A 13,404-nucleotide genomic window follows, 5' to 3' on the forward strand; every position below is an offset into this window, starting at 1 on the left:
AAAACTGATTAACCACCAGCCTGCCAGTAGATTGAAACCGGCAGCGTGACTTGAGAAGGCTCGGAAAAGATCGGGCCTAATTCTGGTATCTGGCTGATGCGGACTTGTGCCGCGCCGTGCCACAAGGTGAGATCAGCAGGGAAATGCTCGACCAGCTTTTCGCCAAGTGCGAGATAATCGCCCTCTGACTTAATCCAGTCGGCTTGTGTGGGAATGTGGGTGATTGTGCATTGCAGAATGCCTTTATGCAGGCTGACATTGCCCTCTCCCATCGTTAAGCGTTCCGGCCTGTTGCGATACAGGTTGACCCGAATGAACGGCTCTCTACCGCCGTTTAAAGGCGAATAGCGCTTTAGCTGGTAGACGATTGGAATTTCAGCATTGAGCAACGACAACCGCGTGTAAAGTGCGGCCATAATGTCTTTGTAAATCATTAGACTGCACCGGCCTTTCTAAATGCTTTCTCGACATAGCTGTTCCAGTTTTGCGCAGCACCGCGCACCCAGAACCGGCCAGACTGATTGTAAAGCCTTCCCGCGCTGTCCATACCTTCAAACCCGTATTCGAGGCGCATTGCATAGGAAGCTGTGAAGCTCAGATAAACCGTGTCGGACAGTTTGATGCCAGCCACCGCGCCTGATACTCCGGCAATACCAATCCCGTTATCGCCAAGGTTCGGCAGGCTGTTCAGCGTGATATTGAAGCTATTACGGAGAAAACCAGTATCAACCGGCGAAGTCTTCACAATATCCTCGGCCATGAACTGCACACTTGTCTGAAACACCGCGAGAATGAGCTTCATCACATCCTTGTGGAAGCCTCCAACCTGATCTGCAAAGCTCATCGATCTTTCCTCGCAAAGAAATTCAGCCTGACGAAATAGGTGCAACGGCAGTTGATTGTCTGACCAGCACCAGCCCCTAAACTGCTATCCATTGGATATTGCATCTGCGTACCGTCCGGCATGGTGAATGGCGTATCCATACCAACCACTGAAACCCCGTTCATATGCAAGTGCTGATCGCGTGTGCGGTTATCGAGTGTTGCAATCCAAACCTTTTCTGCTTGGTCTGGGTCAACTCCGGCCTGTTCTGCCGCCTGATAACCGGCCTCCATTCGGGCAGAGTTCAAAGCCTCCATGACTTCGGTCTGACCGATGGTGTTTGCCCGTGTGATTAGCAAACGATCTGCATAGCGCGTTGCCAGCTTGTTAATCTGGGCTTGCGATAGTTCAATCTCGCCCCGCATGGCCTTCATGACCGTTCCATCAAACCGCTTATCACGGCGCGTTCGGGTCAAATAATTCGCCAATGCCTGCGGGTTGCCTGATGAAAGCTCAGCTTTTGCTCGCTGCACATATTCAGCCTGATTGCGATTGAGTACCAGTGCGCCACCGATGCGCTTACGCTGTGCCGGATCGTAAACCCCGATCAATTCTTGTGCGATCTGTCGCGGGTTGCGCCCAGCCTTCAATCCTGCAGTCAAGGTTGCCCGTGTGGCGGCTTCGGCCTCTTTGGTGAAATCCTGTATCAAGCCGCTCAAATAACTGCTCAGGCGGCGCTCTGCGCGAAGATTGGGGGCATTGAACTGGAAGTTTACTTTGAAGCCACGCGCATCGCGTACAAGCGGCAGCATTGCCATAGCCGCAGTACCGGATGCAGCATAGGCCACCGCCATCGCATCACCCAACGCATTGAACGAACCGGCCTGAATACCGATAGACCGGAGAACATCGCGGACATTTCCCGCCTCAATCGCTATCATCAGCCTGGTAAAGTCAGCGTCGCGAATGATCTGATCAGCTACAGCGAGAAAGGCATCGCGCACAACCGGCTCAAACCGCGCTGTCAACGCCTCAAGCTGTCGGCGCTGCTTTGCGGATAGCCGATATGTCATGAATTACGCCTTAGCTGCGAATGAGTAATAGACCGGCGTACCGGCTGGGTTGAGGTCACGGGAACCGATGACAACCAGTTCCTCGCCGTTCACACTGATGATATCGGTAGGCTGCGGCTGAATACTCTCTGCACCGGTGCCGCTAATTTTCTTCATCTGCACAGCCATGTAGCCAAATCTGGCTTGCTGCATTGTGAAGTTGCCTTCAAACTTGAGGTCGAAGTTATCGGCCTTGCCAACGCTGACCGGCAACATAACAACTGTAACCTCATAGATTGACTGAGTGGCGCCAGATGATTGCCAGTCACTTGGATCATCTGCATCAACTCTTGTGAGTGTCGCTTGAGTTCCGAATTCAGTAAGAAGCTCGAGCGCAGTATCGCTCATCATCCCATAATCAAACGCTGCCATGCTGCACCCTCGCTACAGAGCCAAAGACAGATGCGCCTGCTTGTTCAGGCTGGATCAGTCCGGACAAGATATTTTCAATCACTGATAGTTCTTGATCCTCGCCCACCCCTGCAAGGGACGCAAAAGCAGCCTCACAAGACGCAGTTATAATTTTCTCGGGAATTTCGTTGTCAGGAAAAAAGCGTCCTTGAAACTTTGCCCGTTTGCGCGGCCATGCAAGCGATTGCCCGAATGTTGCAGTCTCACCGATAAAGCGAGAGCCATATGTTGCGTCTAAATATTCCGAAGCATTGCGCAGAGCATAGTGAATATCGCTGTCGGTAAACTCGACCAAGCTATGCCCGAGCGCTTCACAGTGAGCTTTAAATTGCTCCGTACTGGCGTAACTGCTTATTGTCGAAGTTATCGGCATATCAGCCCACCGATCTGACTAGCAGGCCGTTAGCGGTTTCATTGCGAAGATATGGGGCAAGCATCCCGTCAACAGTCGATATGAGTGGAGTCAAAAATGACGCCGTTCCATCACTCTGTGCGCCCGAATACTGAACCTCAAGCTCCCCAACCTTCTTGCGCACGACCGAGCCAGACGCAGAGCCAACAGCATTCAAACCGCCTTGATTACGCGCCTCCTGATACGCCGCTTCGAATGAGGCGTAAATAACCGCCTGTGGCACAACATTGTCGGGAATAGTCGCCCCTCGCAACGATGCACCAATGCGCGGCCACACACGTTCCTGATCAAATGTCACAACGCGCCCGATAAACCGATCACCATATACAGCATCGATATACTGACTGCCTCTCTGACGCAGAACAGCGGGTGCCGGTGCATCCGATGCCAGCGTATAGCCGTTATCAGTCAACCACAGCTGAAACTGTTCGTCTGTTCCGTAACCCGCCATATCCGCTATTCCGCCAGTTTCGCGTCAATGAGTTCTTGCAGCTTCTCGTTTGAGATATTTTTCGCATACTCAATACCAAGCTCGTCGGCCTGCTTTTTCAGCTCATCGCGGTTCGCAGTGATGGCAGCCTTACCATCATCATCGCCCTGAATGACTTCATAACGCCCTTCCCAACCCTTAGGTTCAGCCTTGAGCGTCAGTTCGGTGCCGACTTCGACTTCGCCAGATGCACCATAAATGCCCGGTTTCGTGATTTTCACACGCATGATTTAATCCTTTCCAAATGAAAAGCCCGGCGCCAAGGCCGGGCAGTTTCATCAATTGACTTGTGTGGAATAGAAAACACCAGACTTACCGTTAAAGTCGGCACGGATTTCCAAGCCCATCGCCCCTATGACCAAGAACTGGTAATTATCAGTCGGGTTCAAGCGAACCTTGGCCGTGGTGTTCACCGCCATACCGATCAGCGGACGGATGAATTCAGCATCAGGCACGAAACCGAAGAATTCATTGCCTTTCAGCTCAAAGGTCACCACGATTTTGTTAATTCGGCGGTTGGTCAGCAGATACGACAGCAGTGTACCGCCCTTGAAGCCGGTTGAACCGGAATATGACTTATCGAAGTTGCGGCCAATCTCCGGCGAGATATAAAGATTGACCTTACCTGTGATCAGGTTGGCATCCAGCATCGCGCCAAGTGTCTGTGTGATGAATGTATCAACCGCGTCGGAACCGGCAGTGGTCAGATCAATATTAGCCCCACCCGCAGCTGAACCGAGATTGATAGCCTTGGAGTATGGTGAGGTACGGATACCGTAAGCGGTGTAGCCACTCACTGCAATCGTGGCGTCACCATCCAGAGCATACCGTGCCATATCACGGCGGATTTTGGCGGTATGCGCCTCCTGATCATCCGACAGAGCATCAAAATTTTCAGACTGCAGAGTATTCCACTCCCGCCATTCACGACCATAAGCGGTCGAGAAGATTGGCACCGGAGTACCGCGATAGTCATAGGTGACCTTATCGACCGGCGTTGGCACTTGACCAGATAGAGAGCGGGTAACCGCACCTGCATCCGAAGACACACGGTTCAGATGCACCAGCTTACCGATATTAACCGCCTTCGCCAATGGCATCAGATCAGCCATATAAGCCTGACCTTCATCGTTACGCATCACGCGACGGGTAATGCCGTCAAGCTCCAGCCATGCATCACGCGGCAAGATGGCGGCTTGATTGCGAACCGCGGCAAGTTGATCTTCGGCATTATGAAACCATTCACGGTCTGCCGAAACTTCATTCCACCAGCCAGCGTGAACACGCGAACTGTTGAGAAGTTGAGAGGAAAAATAGCGCATGTCGTGAAACTCCCTTATGCCGCGGCCAGATGGCTTTTAGCTGCACGCACGCGCACAAGCTGATCCGATCCTGTTGTATTGTTGAATGCTTCCTCCGCAGTTGCGATGATACGATCACCAGAAGCAGCGAGGACAAAGCGCCCTGTTGCATTGGTGGTCAGCTTCGCGCCCTTAGCGATGTTCTGACCAGTTGGCACGCGAACATTAAAAAGCTGCACATCCAGCATTGCCATGCCAATCATGCGGTCACCGGCTTTCCATTCATCATCCACGCCTTTCAGCGTCAGATAATTGTCCTGAGCGATGAAAACAGCATCATTGGTTGAGGCACCAGCAATGGAAAAACCACCAGTTGTATTGAAAACAACGGCCAGCCCCGGCAAAGTCGCAGCGGCGACAATGCTTTCATGTACCTGTGGTGTAGCCTCAGTGAACGGACCTGCAAAAATCTTGTTATATCGAGCCATGCTTATTCTCCTTCCGGAACTTTAAAGCCCTGCTTTTCAGCGTTTGGCTTGTACTGACTGTTGAGTGGCGCGGCCTTGCCCGGCTCTGCTCTTGGAGCTAGTTCTTTAAGCGCTTCAATACTCAGGCTGTTTGCCACGGCTTCTGTCAGCAGATTGGCCTTAACCACCTTTTCAACCAGACCCGCTTTTTCGGCGTCGTCCTTGGCCTTCTGGTTTTCCAGTGCCGTATTTTGCGCATCTACCAATGGCTTAACGGCATTTGCCACTGCATCACCTACGGTAGTGCCAATATTGGCAAATCCTTCCGAGAGGGTTTCAACCTTCGCGGAAAGTGCGTCAAACTGCTCTTTAGAGACAGACATGTCGTCTTCCTTTCTGTTTGTAGAGGGTTCCCGCTCAGTAAAGCCAAAGGCTTCCATGATGACGGATTTCATACGATCCAGAACTGTCGCCTTTTGGCGGCGTTCCAATGCACGGGCGAGTGAATCCACTGCCCAATCGAGTTCAATGTCGGCCTGATCGACGGCAGAGTTGATAACTTCGATTTCCTGCGCTTCACCATTGGAGTTAACGAGCATTCCAACGCCTTGCTCAGGCGTGGCCGCTCCCGGCTCATCGAGCAGGATAGCGTCATGGTCGAACTCAAGGGAGCGGGCGATATGCTTGTATGCGACATCACCATTGGCGGCTGCGAGGAGCGCCAGCAGACCGGTTGATGTGTGAACCGGCTCGCCTTTATCAATCGCCTCCAGAACACGCTTGCCGCCCTCTGAACGGTTGGCAACCTCAATATCGATCACCTTATCCAGCAGTACGCGCCCATTCTCACGGCGGACATTCTCATTCCAAGCCCCGATATGACCGAGGTTGATGCCTTCCGGATCACGCGCAGAGACAAACTTACCATTGATAGTAGGGTGACCGAGCGGTGCAGGCGTTCTTTCAAGGCCGGAGAAGCTCTTTTCGATTTCTTCTGCCGGATACATGATGCTGTTCATCACGATATTGTCCGGCAGGGTTGCGGACGGCACGATCACAACATCACGACCGTTCCTTTTCTCACGTCTAATCGCACCGGCGTTAGCCAGTGTGCGGATATTCACCCGAACTGTTTTCATTAATTAGTCCTCGATTTCAGTATCAACCGGCGGGACAACTATTGGAGGTGTATCAAACTCATCGTTGTCATTGCCGCCAACGGGGTCGGGATAGCGCTGCTCATCTGTCAAAGGCTCTTTGCCAAGCACTTCGCGCATTTCGTCGCCGGTAAATACCAGTTCGCCTGTTCCCTGCATTTTCTGGTTGGTATCGGCCATCTTAGTCACACGGTCGATCTTTTCAGACATGGACGCCTCAGTCAGATCCGACCAATCAAGATACCAGTCGCGCTCAGGAAGAATCCGGAACCGTTCAAGGCGGTTCACAAGCTCCATAATGTTCGGCCGAACAGTGTTATTACGCCGTGCCATATTGGTCTGTGACCATTCGGTCGCGTCCTCAGTGCTGGCACGCTCGCCGGTCTGCGAACCAACAAGGATTTTAACCGGCATCGTGATCGAGGCAGCAAAGGATTGCAGAGCAATGGCAAAGAAATGTTCAGGACTTGGTAGCGTCACACTCAGGCTCTTGGCCTGCATGCCTTGAATCATCAGAAGCTTGTCAAAGCCCTTCTGCCAATCTTCGACCTGCTCATTCATGCGGTCTACAAGTTCCTCAACCGGCAACCCCATTGCCCGTGCCATTTCGTCAATTTTTGCTTCCGGATCAACTTCCAGCACCGGTGCGGATTTGGCATTCTTCCAGAAACCTTCACCGCCTGCACCGCTAACCTTTTCCAAAGTCATCAAGTCATTATAGCCGGCTTCGAGAAGTGACTTGCAGTCAAATGTGCCATCCCGAGACCAGATGATCACACGATCCGGATGCAGCATGAATTGTCTTGGCTGGCGGATATCATCGCCGACGCTGGCTTCATTGAACTGAAACATCTTCGATTCGCCGTAGGTGCCACTGGTTTGATCTGTGTCCCATTCGGATACAGCCAGCTGGCCTTCCCAAGCAGGGATAACCTCAACCAGTCCTGCAAGTCCTCCCGGCACACGGTCAACCGGCATATCGAAAGTCTTGCCGTCAGCAAGCCGCAAGATCAGACCGGAATACGATCCGACCAGTGAACGCCGGTCAGTCTCGGCAATACGCGACCATAGCCGCAGATCTTCAAATCGTTGCCGGATCTCTCCTTCAGCTTTCGTCTCCTTGGTATGTGCGCCTTGTGTGCCATCACGCTGCTGCTCCTGTAGAAACGGAACATCCTGCCATGTTTTCAGAATGGTCTTATCAACGGCAGCTGCTGCAATGCCATTGCGTGTATACATGGCATAGAGCATGTCGAAGGTGACTTTATCCGGATAGCCGAAATCCCTGTAGTGATTATGTTTGGCCGCCATAAAGTATCCGGGAAACATCACATCAAGGCGTCGTGCTGCAGCATTTGCCATAGCTCGGATTACATTCATCGGTGCCTCTTAGTCAGGAACATGCCAGCGGACGGAGCCTTATCACGAGGTGCGAAGGCCATTACAAATGCATCTGCCTTATTGGGAGAAGGCACATCGCGTTTCTCGAGATCCTTCTTACTCTCAACCTTTGACCGGCCGGAGTTATCAAAATCTTTGCGCGGGATAGAAAGTTCATCAATGAGACCGTCCAGATGCTCACAATCGCTCGAGATCGCGATCAGGTCGTCCTCATCAAAGACCTCTCCTTTGGTCACCGCGTTATAAGTATTGCGAAACCTCTTTGAGACGCTCCACCACGCCTGTGCTTTAAGGTTGGCATAGAAGTCTTTGTTCTTCGACGATTTAGGATCATCCGGATCAACCTGCGCATCAGGATTTAAAACAGCGGCGCCGGCATTAAACCGGAAATAACCGATCCTCACCTCATGCTCAGTATTCAGTGCCTGAAAATGCGCACCGGCGAAGGCTCCGACCCCGATACTGTCATAGTCAATTTCGGCATCTAGCTCTCGTGCCAGGGCATGAACACGGCCGGCAGATTTGAGAAGTTCATCCTCTCTCGCCTTCCATTCGTCCACCTGCATGGCCAGAAAGCCATCAGCTGCCACCGTCGCGCATTTATCATTGCCGCTGTCAGCAACGTCAAAACCAATACGCCGTATACCCTTAGGCTCAATGCCCAGTTTCTTATGAGCATCAACTGCTGCCAGTATCCAGGAACGACGGATGATAACCGCCTCGTCATCCTCTAACGGCTCACCCAGATAGATATGCCGGAACTCTTCTTCATCCTCTGCCTGCTTAGCCTCAATGACCTTGAGAATGGTCTGAGACAGAAACGGGTTTTCGTTGAAGTTGATGTGCCGCTTAATCGTATCCGGCGGAGTATTGCGTACAAACCGCTTATAGACAAAATCTGTTGTCAGCGTGGATTGAAGATGATCCAGAACTGTGAGCCTTCCTTACGAAGCGTCGGCTCCAGAATGTCCCACTGTTCTTGCGTGAGATTATGTGCTTCCTCGATCCAACATATGTCGATGCTTTCCAGCGACTTGATTTCATCGATATGACGCCAAAGACCATAGAACATGAACTCCGCACCGGTCACTTTATGCCGGATGGTGTTCTCAGTGATGACGAACTGATTAGTCAGACCAAAGCGGCTGATCTGAATTTTGAGAAGCGTATAGACGCTCTCTGCAATCTTGTTCTGAAACTGGCGGGCACACAGAACACGGATATTACACTGTGTGGCCAGATAGACTGCAAACCCTGCGGCATCCCATGACTTAGAACTTGAACGCCCGCCATAGAGAACACGGTTACGTGCCGGTGTCAGCCAGAAATCACGAAGTGCCGGATTGAGGGTTGGTGTAGAAGTCTGCAAGTGTCTTAACCTCTATCGGCTTGCCATCCTTGCCGGTGTGTTCATGCTTCTCGACCATGAAGCCAAGCATCTTGGCCAGATCAACCAAGGCTGATTTTTTATCGTGTAGCTTGATCTTGACGCCTTCACGGGTGTTAGCAACCTCAGAGACAGCGGCAGCGGTATCATCGTCTATCTCATTGCTATCAATCAGCGTAACGCCGGATGAAACAACGACAGTACCATCGATCATCTCTTTCGTGTTTTGTGTAGGGCCCCATTTTACCGCTTTGCGCATGTCAGCAAACGCAATCTTTGCCAATTCCTCGATTATACGCTCTTTGGTGATTTCGAGCTTAGTGGCAGTCTTGTTTTGGGCTTTTGAAATTGCTTCTGCGACTGAAGTTTTCTGAAGTAGCTGATAACCCTGCTGCTCTGCCGTCCTCTCACTGTATCCGGCGCGTATCGCTGCCTGTGTCGCGTTTAAGTCAATCAGATATTCTGAGACGAAACGCTCTTGCTTAGCTGTCAGTTTCACAGTTCAATTCCTAAACAAACAGGGAGGTTAAAATGAACCATTTCACCGGAGGTTGTCTTTGCGGGAATGTAAGGCTTGAAGCATCAGGCACTCCGTACCGTGTAGGCATCTGCCACTGTATGGACTGCCGTAAACATCATGGTGCGCTGTTTCATGCTTCTGCGATATTTCCGGTTGAAGCAGTTACAGTTACCGGCAACACGAAACACTATAACGGACGACACTTCTGCCCTCAGTGCGGTTCTTCTGTATTTGGAATAAGCAATGATGAGATCGAAGTGAACTTAGGCTCATTCGATGCACCAGATCAGTTCACACCAGGCTATGAGTTATGGACGATAAGACGTGAATCTTGGCTGCCAGTCTTCCCAGACCTTAAACAATACGAGCGAAACCGTGATGATACATCTCGCTCTGAATAAACGTTAAGCCACAATCTGTTTAACGCGATCCGGCGTCATGAGTTATCCTTTTGCCGGTGAAGGCTGGCGTTTGTCAACTCGGCATTTAGATGCAAATATGTACCCATGAAAAATATTCAGATTATAGACGGTGCAATTAACGCCACTTACAGCATCTTCCAAGCAACCGAGGAAGAGTACCGCTCAATATTCCCTAACGAGCAAGATATAGAACTGGTTGAGGATTTCTTTGCTCGACTTGGCGATGATCCCGCCAGCTTGATACTAGGGCGCATCTGGGAGCGCCCAGTCCGAAAGCGCGATGCAATGGGAATTCACGGAACCTTATTTTTCGACAACGATCATCGTAAGGAATACATACCACAATCCAAAAGAGAAACCGATTGGGATGAAACACTGATCAATCAGGCACAGAGAAATCTCTTTTCAAACCGCTGATAACGAAATGCATTCCCTTACATCAATCCCCTCTGCTGAGGAGATAGAAATGGGCATATGCTACATACCATAAAGAACAGCAGCATAACCCGGCCATTTGGAGGAACTTCGCCTACTACCATTTTGGAACATATGTTGTCGTTCAACGTTTTCATCCTCAAGTGATAGTTACAAGAGGCAAAGTATGGAAACATTTCAAGCCGCGCTTACGTCAACTCTGAGCGCCGACAATTTTAATGTATGGCCGCATATTATCGCTTTGGCTGCAGCATATATTTTAGCATTACCTATAGGCTGGCACCGTGAGCAAGAGGAACGAAGTGCCGGGCTTCGAACATTTCCTTTAGTCGCGGTAGCTAGTTGTGGTTTTGTTCAAGCAACCGAGGGAATTGCAAATGGCAATCCTGAAGCCCAAGCAAGGATTATTGAAGGGGTCATTACCGGCATGGGCTTTATTGGTGGCGGTGCTATTCTGCGATTAAGCACTTCAGTTAAAGGCACGGCAACAGCTGCAAGTCTATGGGCAACCGGCGCAGTTGGTATTGCATGTGCCATGGGAACTTTTGATGTTGCGATAATAATCGTGATTTTTGCCCTGCTCACTTTGTGGATGTTCTCTAACGGAAAATCTCACACCGATATTGATGCAGGCGGTTCTAATCCTAAAACCTTGGATTAAACAGGCAATAAAAAAGGCCGGGGCAACTCTGCACCGACCTTCCTACTCATCATTTAATTTCCAGTGCCAGTACATCCGTGGTCAAAGGTTTAAATTGATGAAGACGTTTGCGAGCGCTGTGAGAAACGCGCTGCATAGCAACGTCTATGAAATCTATATAGATAGCGATTGTGTTCTAAACAAGGATACAGGCAAATTTCTTAATTCTGCTGTACCCACTTCAGATTGCCAGACACTACTCCTACCTCTGAAGCAACCTTAATCGCTCGCTCCTTCAATTCCTCTGGAACCTCTGCTGTGCGTGATAAAACCCAAAAATATTTAGGGCTTGAGCCAACGATAATAGCCCAGCGATAATCCTCATCCAGATCTACGATATTATAACCACCATAGAACGGACCGAAGAAAGAAACTTTGAGCGCCCCCTCGTGCTCATTTCGCACAAAAACGGCAGTTCCTGAAGCTCGTTTATGTCTGCCTGATATCTCGTCGATACCGCTATTCAATACATTCACAGTGCCATCGCCGTTAAGCGTGTATTCGGCCGTGGTTTTAATCAAGCCTTTTTCAAAACGGTTATCTACACGAGCAACCTCAAACCACTTCCCGAGATATCGGTTTAGCTCGAAACCCGTGACAGGCGTTACATTGTCAGGAATTTGAGGATTACCTGCTTTATATAACTTATATCCTGCGAATATACCAAGTGCAGCCAGTAATAGCTTTTTAGCGCTCATAACAAACTCCTGTCAGTTATATTGTGAACGCATATGGGTGTTGAGAGTTCCGCAATCTACATTTGGAAATAAAAAAGAAAGCATTATTTCTGTGTGATTTATTCGTATTGAATCGCGCTGCGAACAGATTGAACCAATGACAACGGACACTCTCAGGAATGTGTTTTTTAGTGTTCATCCAGGCATTTGTCGTCGTCATTTTGTTATTCAAATAGAAACCCCGCCATAGCGGGGCTTCTTTCAAGCGTTTGATGATCATTTACGATCTGATTAGCCTGCCGCCCCAAATGAGTATGCAGGCGCCTACAAAACCAGCTACAAGATAGCCAAGCCAACCACCGAATGAAACTCCGACGAGCCCAAACAGAAAACTGGCTATAGAAGCGCCAATTATTCCCAATATGATATTGAGAAAAATACCTGTATCGCTCTTCATAAAGTTTGAAGCGATCCAACCAGCCAAGCCGCCGATAATAATTGCAGCAATCCAACCAATTCCCGCGTCGCCCATATAACCCTCCATTCTATTAGGTGATATCTAACGAATTAGGGCGATAAGTTCTTCCATCAAGTAGTGAGGTTTAGTAATGGATATATTAGATATTCTAGTCGCCTTTTATTGGCTGCTTCGCATTGTGACAGGGATGCCCTAGCTTATTGATTCAATCAGCCTATAACAAAAAAGGCAGCCTTTAAGCTGCCTCACAAATCGGATTTCGCGTTAAACGCAAATCACCATAATACAAAATATAGTATATTCCGCTTAAGCGGGCAACTACTTAGTGTGTTTTATATCCCCAATGCACAGCCAGCGCATCAAGACCGTCTTTCACATAGTCGCTATAGGTGGTCTTCTCGCGCTGTGTCGTAGCTATGTCTGAAATCTCCATGCCCTGCCCGACGACCTTGATCATCAGATCGAAGGCTTTTCGGCCAAGCACCGGCTTACACTCATTGAGCCGCTGCACCGCATCAATCATGCTGTCCGGCAGCGGGTCGATGCCCCTGCCGCCGTCGACCTGCTCACGACCATAATCGATAGCAACCGTACCTTTCGCACCTGAGCGCTCCCAATATTGCCGGAACCGCCCTGCTGCCGCCCATTGCGCATCATTTATGTGGCCACGTGAATAAAGAGTGCCCACAGCGCTCTCCTTGATATTCACATAGGCTTTGATCTTCGGTGGATTCCAGCTCTCGCCTGAATGATCTGGCGAGTAAAACGGGTTCGGAACACGATGCACTCGAATATCAGATTTAAGGGTTCCCACCTCCCCGCGGGAGATAGCTTTTCGCTGTTCTTTAGATGGTGCAGCCATTTTGTTTCCTTAAGCCATTCCCAACGCGTCCATATAAAGCTGGATCATCGCTTCTTCTTCCTGACGTTCATGGGCTTCTTTCTTACGAGCGCGGATGATTGCGCGAACAGCTTTTGTGTCAAAGCCAGAACCTTTCAGCTCTGCGAAAACCTCTTTGATATCATCACTGATAGTGCCCTTTTCTTCTTCAAGGCGTTCAATACGCTCGATGAAAGCACGCAACTGTCCAACAGCTATCGCTTGTGCGCTGTCACCTGTAATGTCATCATTCATTATGATAATTCTCCATTATATTTAATGATTTCAATTTATTAGGAATATTTCAAAACGGAGGTTGATTAATCCATTC

The 13,404-nt window shown here is 49.9% G+C and carries 21 protein-coding genes and 1 pseudogene; 3 read left to right on the plus strand and 19 right to left on the minus strand.

The window, feature by feature from the left end; translation table 11 throughout:
• Nucleotides 1-8 precede the first annotated feature (8 nt).
• The 15 genes and pseudogenes from DFR47_RS18475 to DFR47_RS18535 form a co-directional block, all read right to left on the minus strand.
• Nucleotides 9-434: a phage tail terminator-like protein gene (locus DFR47_RS18475; RefSeq protein WP_113945990.1), complete on the minus strand. Its 426-nt coding sequence runs from the start codon at nucleotides 432-434 to the stop codon at nucleotides 9-11.
• Nucleotides 434-844: an HK97 gp10 family phage protein gene (locus DFR47_RS18480; protein WP_113945991.1), complete on the minus strand. Its 411-nt coding sequence runs from the start codon at nucleotides 842-844 to the stop codon at nucleotides 434-436. Before DFR47_RS18480 ends, DFR47_RS18475 begins: the two co-directional genes overlap by 1 nt.
• Entirely contained in the window at nucleotides 841-1,896 is a 1,056-nt protein-coding gene (locus DFR47_RS18485; RefSeq protein ID WP_113945992.1) for a phage minor head protein, read from the minus strand. Before DFR47_RS18485 ends, DFR47_RS18480 begins: the two co-directional genes overlap by 4 nt.
• A 3-nt stretch (nucleotides 1,897-1,899) precedes the next feature.
• The gene (locus tag DFR47_RS18490) at nucleotides 1,900-2,307 is read right to left on the minus strand and encodes a hypothetical protein (RefSeq protein WP_113945993.1); all 408 of its coding nucleotides are present in this window, start codon (nucleotides 2,305-2,307) and stop codon (nucleotides 1,900-1,902) included.
• A complete protein-coding gene (locus DFR47_RS18495) occupies nucleotides 2,294-2,719 on the minus strand; it encodes a DnaT-like ssDNA-binding protein (protein ID WP_113945994.1) in 426 nt (141 codons plus the stop codon). The genes DFR47_RS18490 and DFR47_RS18495 overlap by 14 nt, the downstream gene beginning before the upstream one ends.
• A gap of 1 nt (nucleotide 2,720) precedes the next feature.
• A complete protein-coding gene (locus tag DFR47_RS18500; protein ID WP_113945995.1) occupies nucleotides 2,721-3,209 on the minus strand; it encodes a DnaT-like ssDNA-binding protein in 489 nt (162 codons plus the stop codon).
• Between the two features lie 5 nt (nucleotides 3,210-3,214).
• Nucleotides 3,215-3,475 carry a hypothetical protein gene (locus DFR47_RS18505; protein ID WP_113945996.1) on the minus strand — a complete coding sequence of 87 codons (261 nt, stop codon included), beginning with the start codon at nucleotides 3,473-3,475 and terminating at the stop codon, nucleotides 3,215-3,217.
• 51 nt (nucleotides 3,476-3,526) lie between these two features.
• Nucleotides 3,527-4,570 carry a major capsid protein gene (locus tag DFR47_RS18510; protein ID WP_113945997.1) on the minus strand — a complete coding sequence of 348 codons (1,044 nt, stop codon included), beginning with the start codon at nucleotides 4,568-4,570 and terminating at the stop codon, nucleotides 3,527-3,529.
• Nucleotides 4,571-4,584: 14 nt separating this feature from the next.
• A complete protein-coding gene (locus tag DFR47_RS18515) occupies nucleotides 4,585-5,037 on the minus strand; it encodes a hypothetical protein (RefSeq protein WP_113945998.1) in 453 nt (150 codons plus the stop codon).
• A gap of 2 nt (nucleotides 5,038-5,039) precedes the next feature.
• Nucleotides 5,040-6,155, minus strand: a complete 1,116-nt coding sequence (locus tag DFR47_RS18520; protein WP_113945999.1) for a hypothetical protein — start codon at nucleotides 6,153-6,155, stop codon at nucleotides 5,040-5,042.
• A 3-nt stretch (nucleotides 6,156-6,158) separates the two neighbouring features.
• The gene (locus DFR47_RS18525; protein ID WP_113946000.1) at nucleotides 6,159-7,553 is read right to left on the minus strand and encodes an anti-CBASS protein Acb1 family protein; all 1,395 of its coding nucleotides are present in this window, start codon (nucleotides 7,551-7,553) and stop codon (nucleotides 6,159-6,161) included.
• The gene (locus tag DFR47_RS22160; RefSeq protein ID WP_245416648.1) at nucleotides 7,550-8,164 is read right to left on the minus strand and encodes a hypothetical protein; all 615 of its coding nucleotides are present in this window, start codon (nucleotides 8,162-8,164) and stop codon (nucleotides 7,550-7,552) included. Before DFR47_RS22160 ends, DFR47_RS18525 begins: the two co-directional genes overlap by 4 nt.
• A gap of 207 nt (nucleotides 8,165-8,371) precedes the next feature.
• A pseudogene (locus DFR47_RS22285) lies at nucleotides 8,372-8,503 on the minus strand (hypothetical protein); the annotation flags it as partial.
• Entirely contained in the window at nucleotides 8,479-8,943 is a 465-nt protein-coding gene (locus DFR47_RS22165) for a PBSX family phage terminase large subunit (RefSeq protein ID WP_281011668.1), read from the minus strand. The pseudogene DFR47_RS22285 and the gene DFR47_RS22165, both read right to left, overlap by 25 nt.
• The gene (locus DFR47_RS18535; protein ID WP_113946001.1) at nucleotides 8,903-9,460 is read right to left on the minus strand and encodes a terminase small subunit; all 558 of its coding nucleotides are present in this window, start codon (nucleotides 9,458-9,460) and stop codon (nucleotides 8,903-8,905) included. The genes DFR47_RS22165 and DFR47_RS18535 overlap by 41 nt, the downstream gene beginning before the upstream one ends.
• A 32-nt stretch (nucleotides 9,461-9,492) precedes the next feature.
• On the opposite strand from DFR47_RS18535, the gene DFR47_RS18540 reads away from it, so the two are divergent.
• From DFR47_RS18540 to DFR47_RS18550, 3 genes are all read left to right on the plus strand, one after another.
• Nucleotides 9,493-9,882 (plus strand): GFA family protein, encoded by a 390-nt coding sequence (locus tag DFR47_RS18540; RefSeq protein WP_113946002.1) that lies wholly within the window; start codon nucleotides 9,493-9,495, stop codon nucleotides 9,880-9,882.
• A gap of 105 nt (nucleotides 9,883-9,987) precedes the next feature.
• Nucleotides 9,988-10,320: a hypothetical protein gene (locus tag DFR47_RS18545; protein ID WP_113946003.1), complete on the plus strand. Its 333-nt coding sequence runs from the start codon at nucleotides 9,988-9,990 to the stop codon at nucleotides 10,318-10,320.
• A 184-nt stretch (nucleotides 10,321-10,504) separates the two neighbouring features.
• On the plus strand, nucleotides 10,505-10,999 hold the full coding sequence (locus tag DFR47_RS18550) for an MgtC/SapB family protein (RefSeq protein WP_113946004.1): 495 nt from the start codon (nucleotides 10,505-10,507) through the stop codon (nucleotides 10,997-10,999).
• 200 nt (nucleotides 11,000-11,199) lie between these two features.
• Here DFR47_RS18550 and DFR47_RS18555 read toward each other — a convergent pair whose 3' ends face one another.
• From DFR47_RS18555 to DFR47_RS18570, 4 genes are all read right to left on the minus strand, one after another.
• On the minus strand, nucleotides 11,200-11,736 hold the full coding sequence (locus DFR47_RS18555) for a lipocalin family protein (RefSeq protein ID WP_113946005.1): 537 nt from the start codon (nucleotides 11,734-11,736) through the stop codon (nucleotides 11,200-11,202).
• A gap of 259 nt (nucleotides 11,737-11,995) precedes the next feature.
• The gene (locus DFR47_RS18560) at nucleotides 11,996-12,247 is read right to left on the minus strand and encodes a GlsB/YeaQ/YmgE family stress response membrane protein (RefSeq protein ID WP_113946006.1); all 252 of its coding nucleotides are present in this window, start codon (nucleotides 12,245-12,247) and stop codon (nucleotides 11,996-11,998) included.
• Between the two features lie 268 nt (nucleotides 12,248-12,515).
• Nucleotides 12,516-13,055: a hypothetical protein gene (locus DFR47_RS18565; protein ID WP_113946007.1), complete on the minus strand. Its 540-nt coding sequence runs from the start codon at nucleotides 13,053-13,055 to the stop codon at nucleotides 12,516-12,518.
• Nucleotides 13,056-13,064: 9 nt separating this feature from the next.
• Nucleotides 13,065-13,328 carry a DUF2312 domain-containing protein gene (locus DFR47_RS18570; RefSeq protein ID WP_113946008.1) on the minus strand — a complete coding sequence of 88 codons (264 nt, stop codon included), beginning with the start codon at nucleotides 13,326-13,328 and terminating at the stop codon, nucleotides 13,065-13,067.
• Nucleotides 13,329-13,404 lie beyond the last annotated feature (76 nt).

Origin of the sequence: Pseudochrobactrum asaccharolyticum (assembly GCF_003314995.1) — a bacterium.
In the GTDB taxonomy this organism is placed as follows: Bacteria; Pseudomonadota; Alphaproteobacteria; order Rhizobiales; family Rhizobiaceae; genus Pseudochrobactrum; species Pseudochrobactrum asaccharolyticum.

Coding starts and splice junctions, on each gene's coding strand:
- DFR47_RS18515 (WP_113945998.1), bottom strand. CDS start 5,037: ATGGCTCGATATAACAAGATTTTTGCAGGTCCGTTCACTGAGGCTACA.
- DFR47_RS18510 (WP_113945997.1), bottom strand. CDS start 4,570: ATGCGCTATTTTTCCTCTCAACTTCTCAACAGTTCGCGTGTTCACGCT.
- DFR47_RS18500 (WP_113945995.1), bottom strand. CDS start 3,209: ATGGCGGGTTACGGAACAGACGAACAGTTTCAGCTGTGGTTGACTGAT.
- DFR47_RS18520 (WP_113945999.1), bottom strand. CDS start 6,155: ATGAAAACAGTTCGGGTGAATATCCGCACACTGGCTAACGCCGGTGCG.
- DFR47_RS18550 (WP_113946004.1), top strand. CDS start 10,505: ATGGAAACATTTCAAGCCGCGCTTACGTCAACTCTGAGCGCCGACAAT.
- DFR47_RS18505 (WP_113945996.1), bottom strand. CDS start 3,475: ATGCGTGTGAAAATCACGAAACCGGGCATTTATGGTGCATCTGGCGAA.
- DFR47_RS18475 (WP_113945990.1), bottom strand. CDS start 434: ATGATTTACAAAGACATTATGGCCGCACTTTACACGCGGTTGTCGTTG.
- DFR47_RS18555 (WP_113946005.1), bottom strand. CDS start 11,736: ATGAGCGCTAAAAAGCTATTACTGGCTGCACTTGGTATATTCGCAGGA.
- DFR47_RS18565 (WP_113946007.1), bottom strand. CDS start 13,055: ATGGCTGCACCATCTAAAGAACAGCGAAAAGCTATCTCCCGCGGGGAG.
- DFR47_RS18570 (WP_113946008.1), bottom strand. CDS start 13,328: ATGAATGATGACATTACAGGTGACAGCGCACAAGCGATAGCTGTTGGA.
- DFR47_RS18525 (WP_113946000.1), bottom strand. CDS start 7,553: ATGAATGTAATCCGAGCTATGGCAAATGCTGCAGCACGACGCCTTGAT.
- DFR47_RS18490 (WP_113945993.1), bottom strand. CDS start 2,307: ATGGCAGCGTTTGATTATGGGATGATGAGCGATACTGCGCTCGAGCTT.
- DFR47_RS18485 (WP_113945992.1), bottom strand. CDS start 1,896: ATGACATATCGGCTATCCGCAAAGCAGCGCCGACAGCTTGAGGCGTTG.
- DFR47_RS18540 (WP_113946002.1), top strand. CDS start 9,493: ATGAACCATTTCACCGGAGGTTGTCTTTGCGGGAATGTAAGGCTTGAA.
- DFR47_RS18545 (WP_113946003.1), top strand. CDS start 9,988: ATGAAAAATATTCAGATTATAGACGGTGCAATTAACGCCACTTACAGC.
- DFR47_RS18560 (WP_113946006.1), bottom strand. CDS start 12,247: ATGGGCGACGCGGGAATTGGTTGGATTGCTGCAATTATTATCGGCGGC.
- DFR47_RS18480 (WP_113945991.1), bottom strand. CDS start 844: ATGAGCTTTGCAGATCAGGTTGGAGGCTTCCACAAGGATGTGATGAAG.
- DFR47_RS18495 (WP_113945994.1), bottom strand. CDS start 2,719: ATGCCGATAACTTCGACAATAAGCAGTTACGCCAGTACGGAGCAATTT.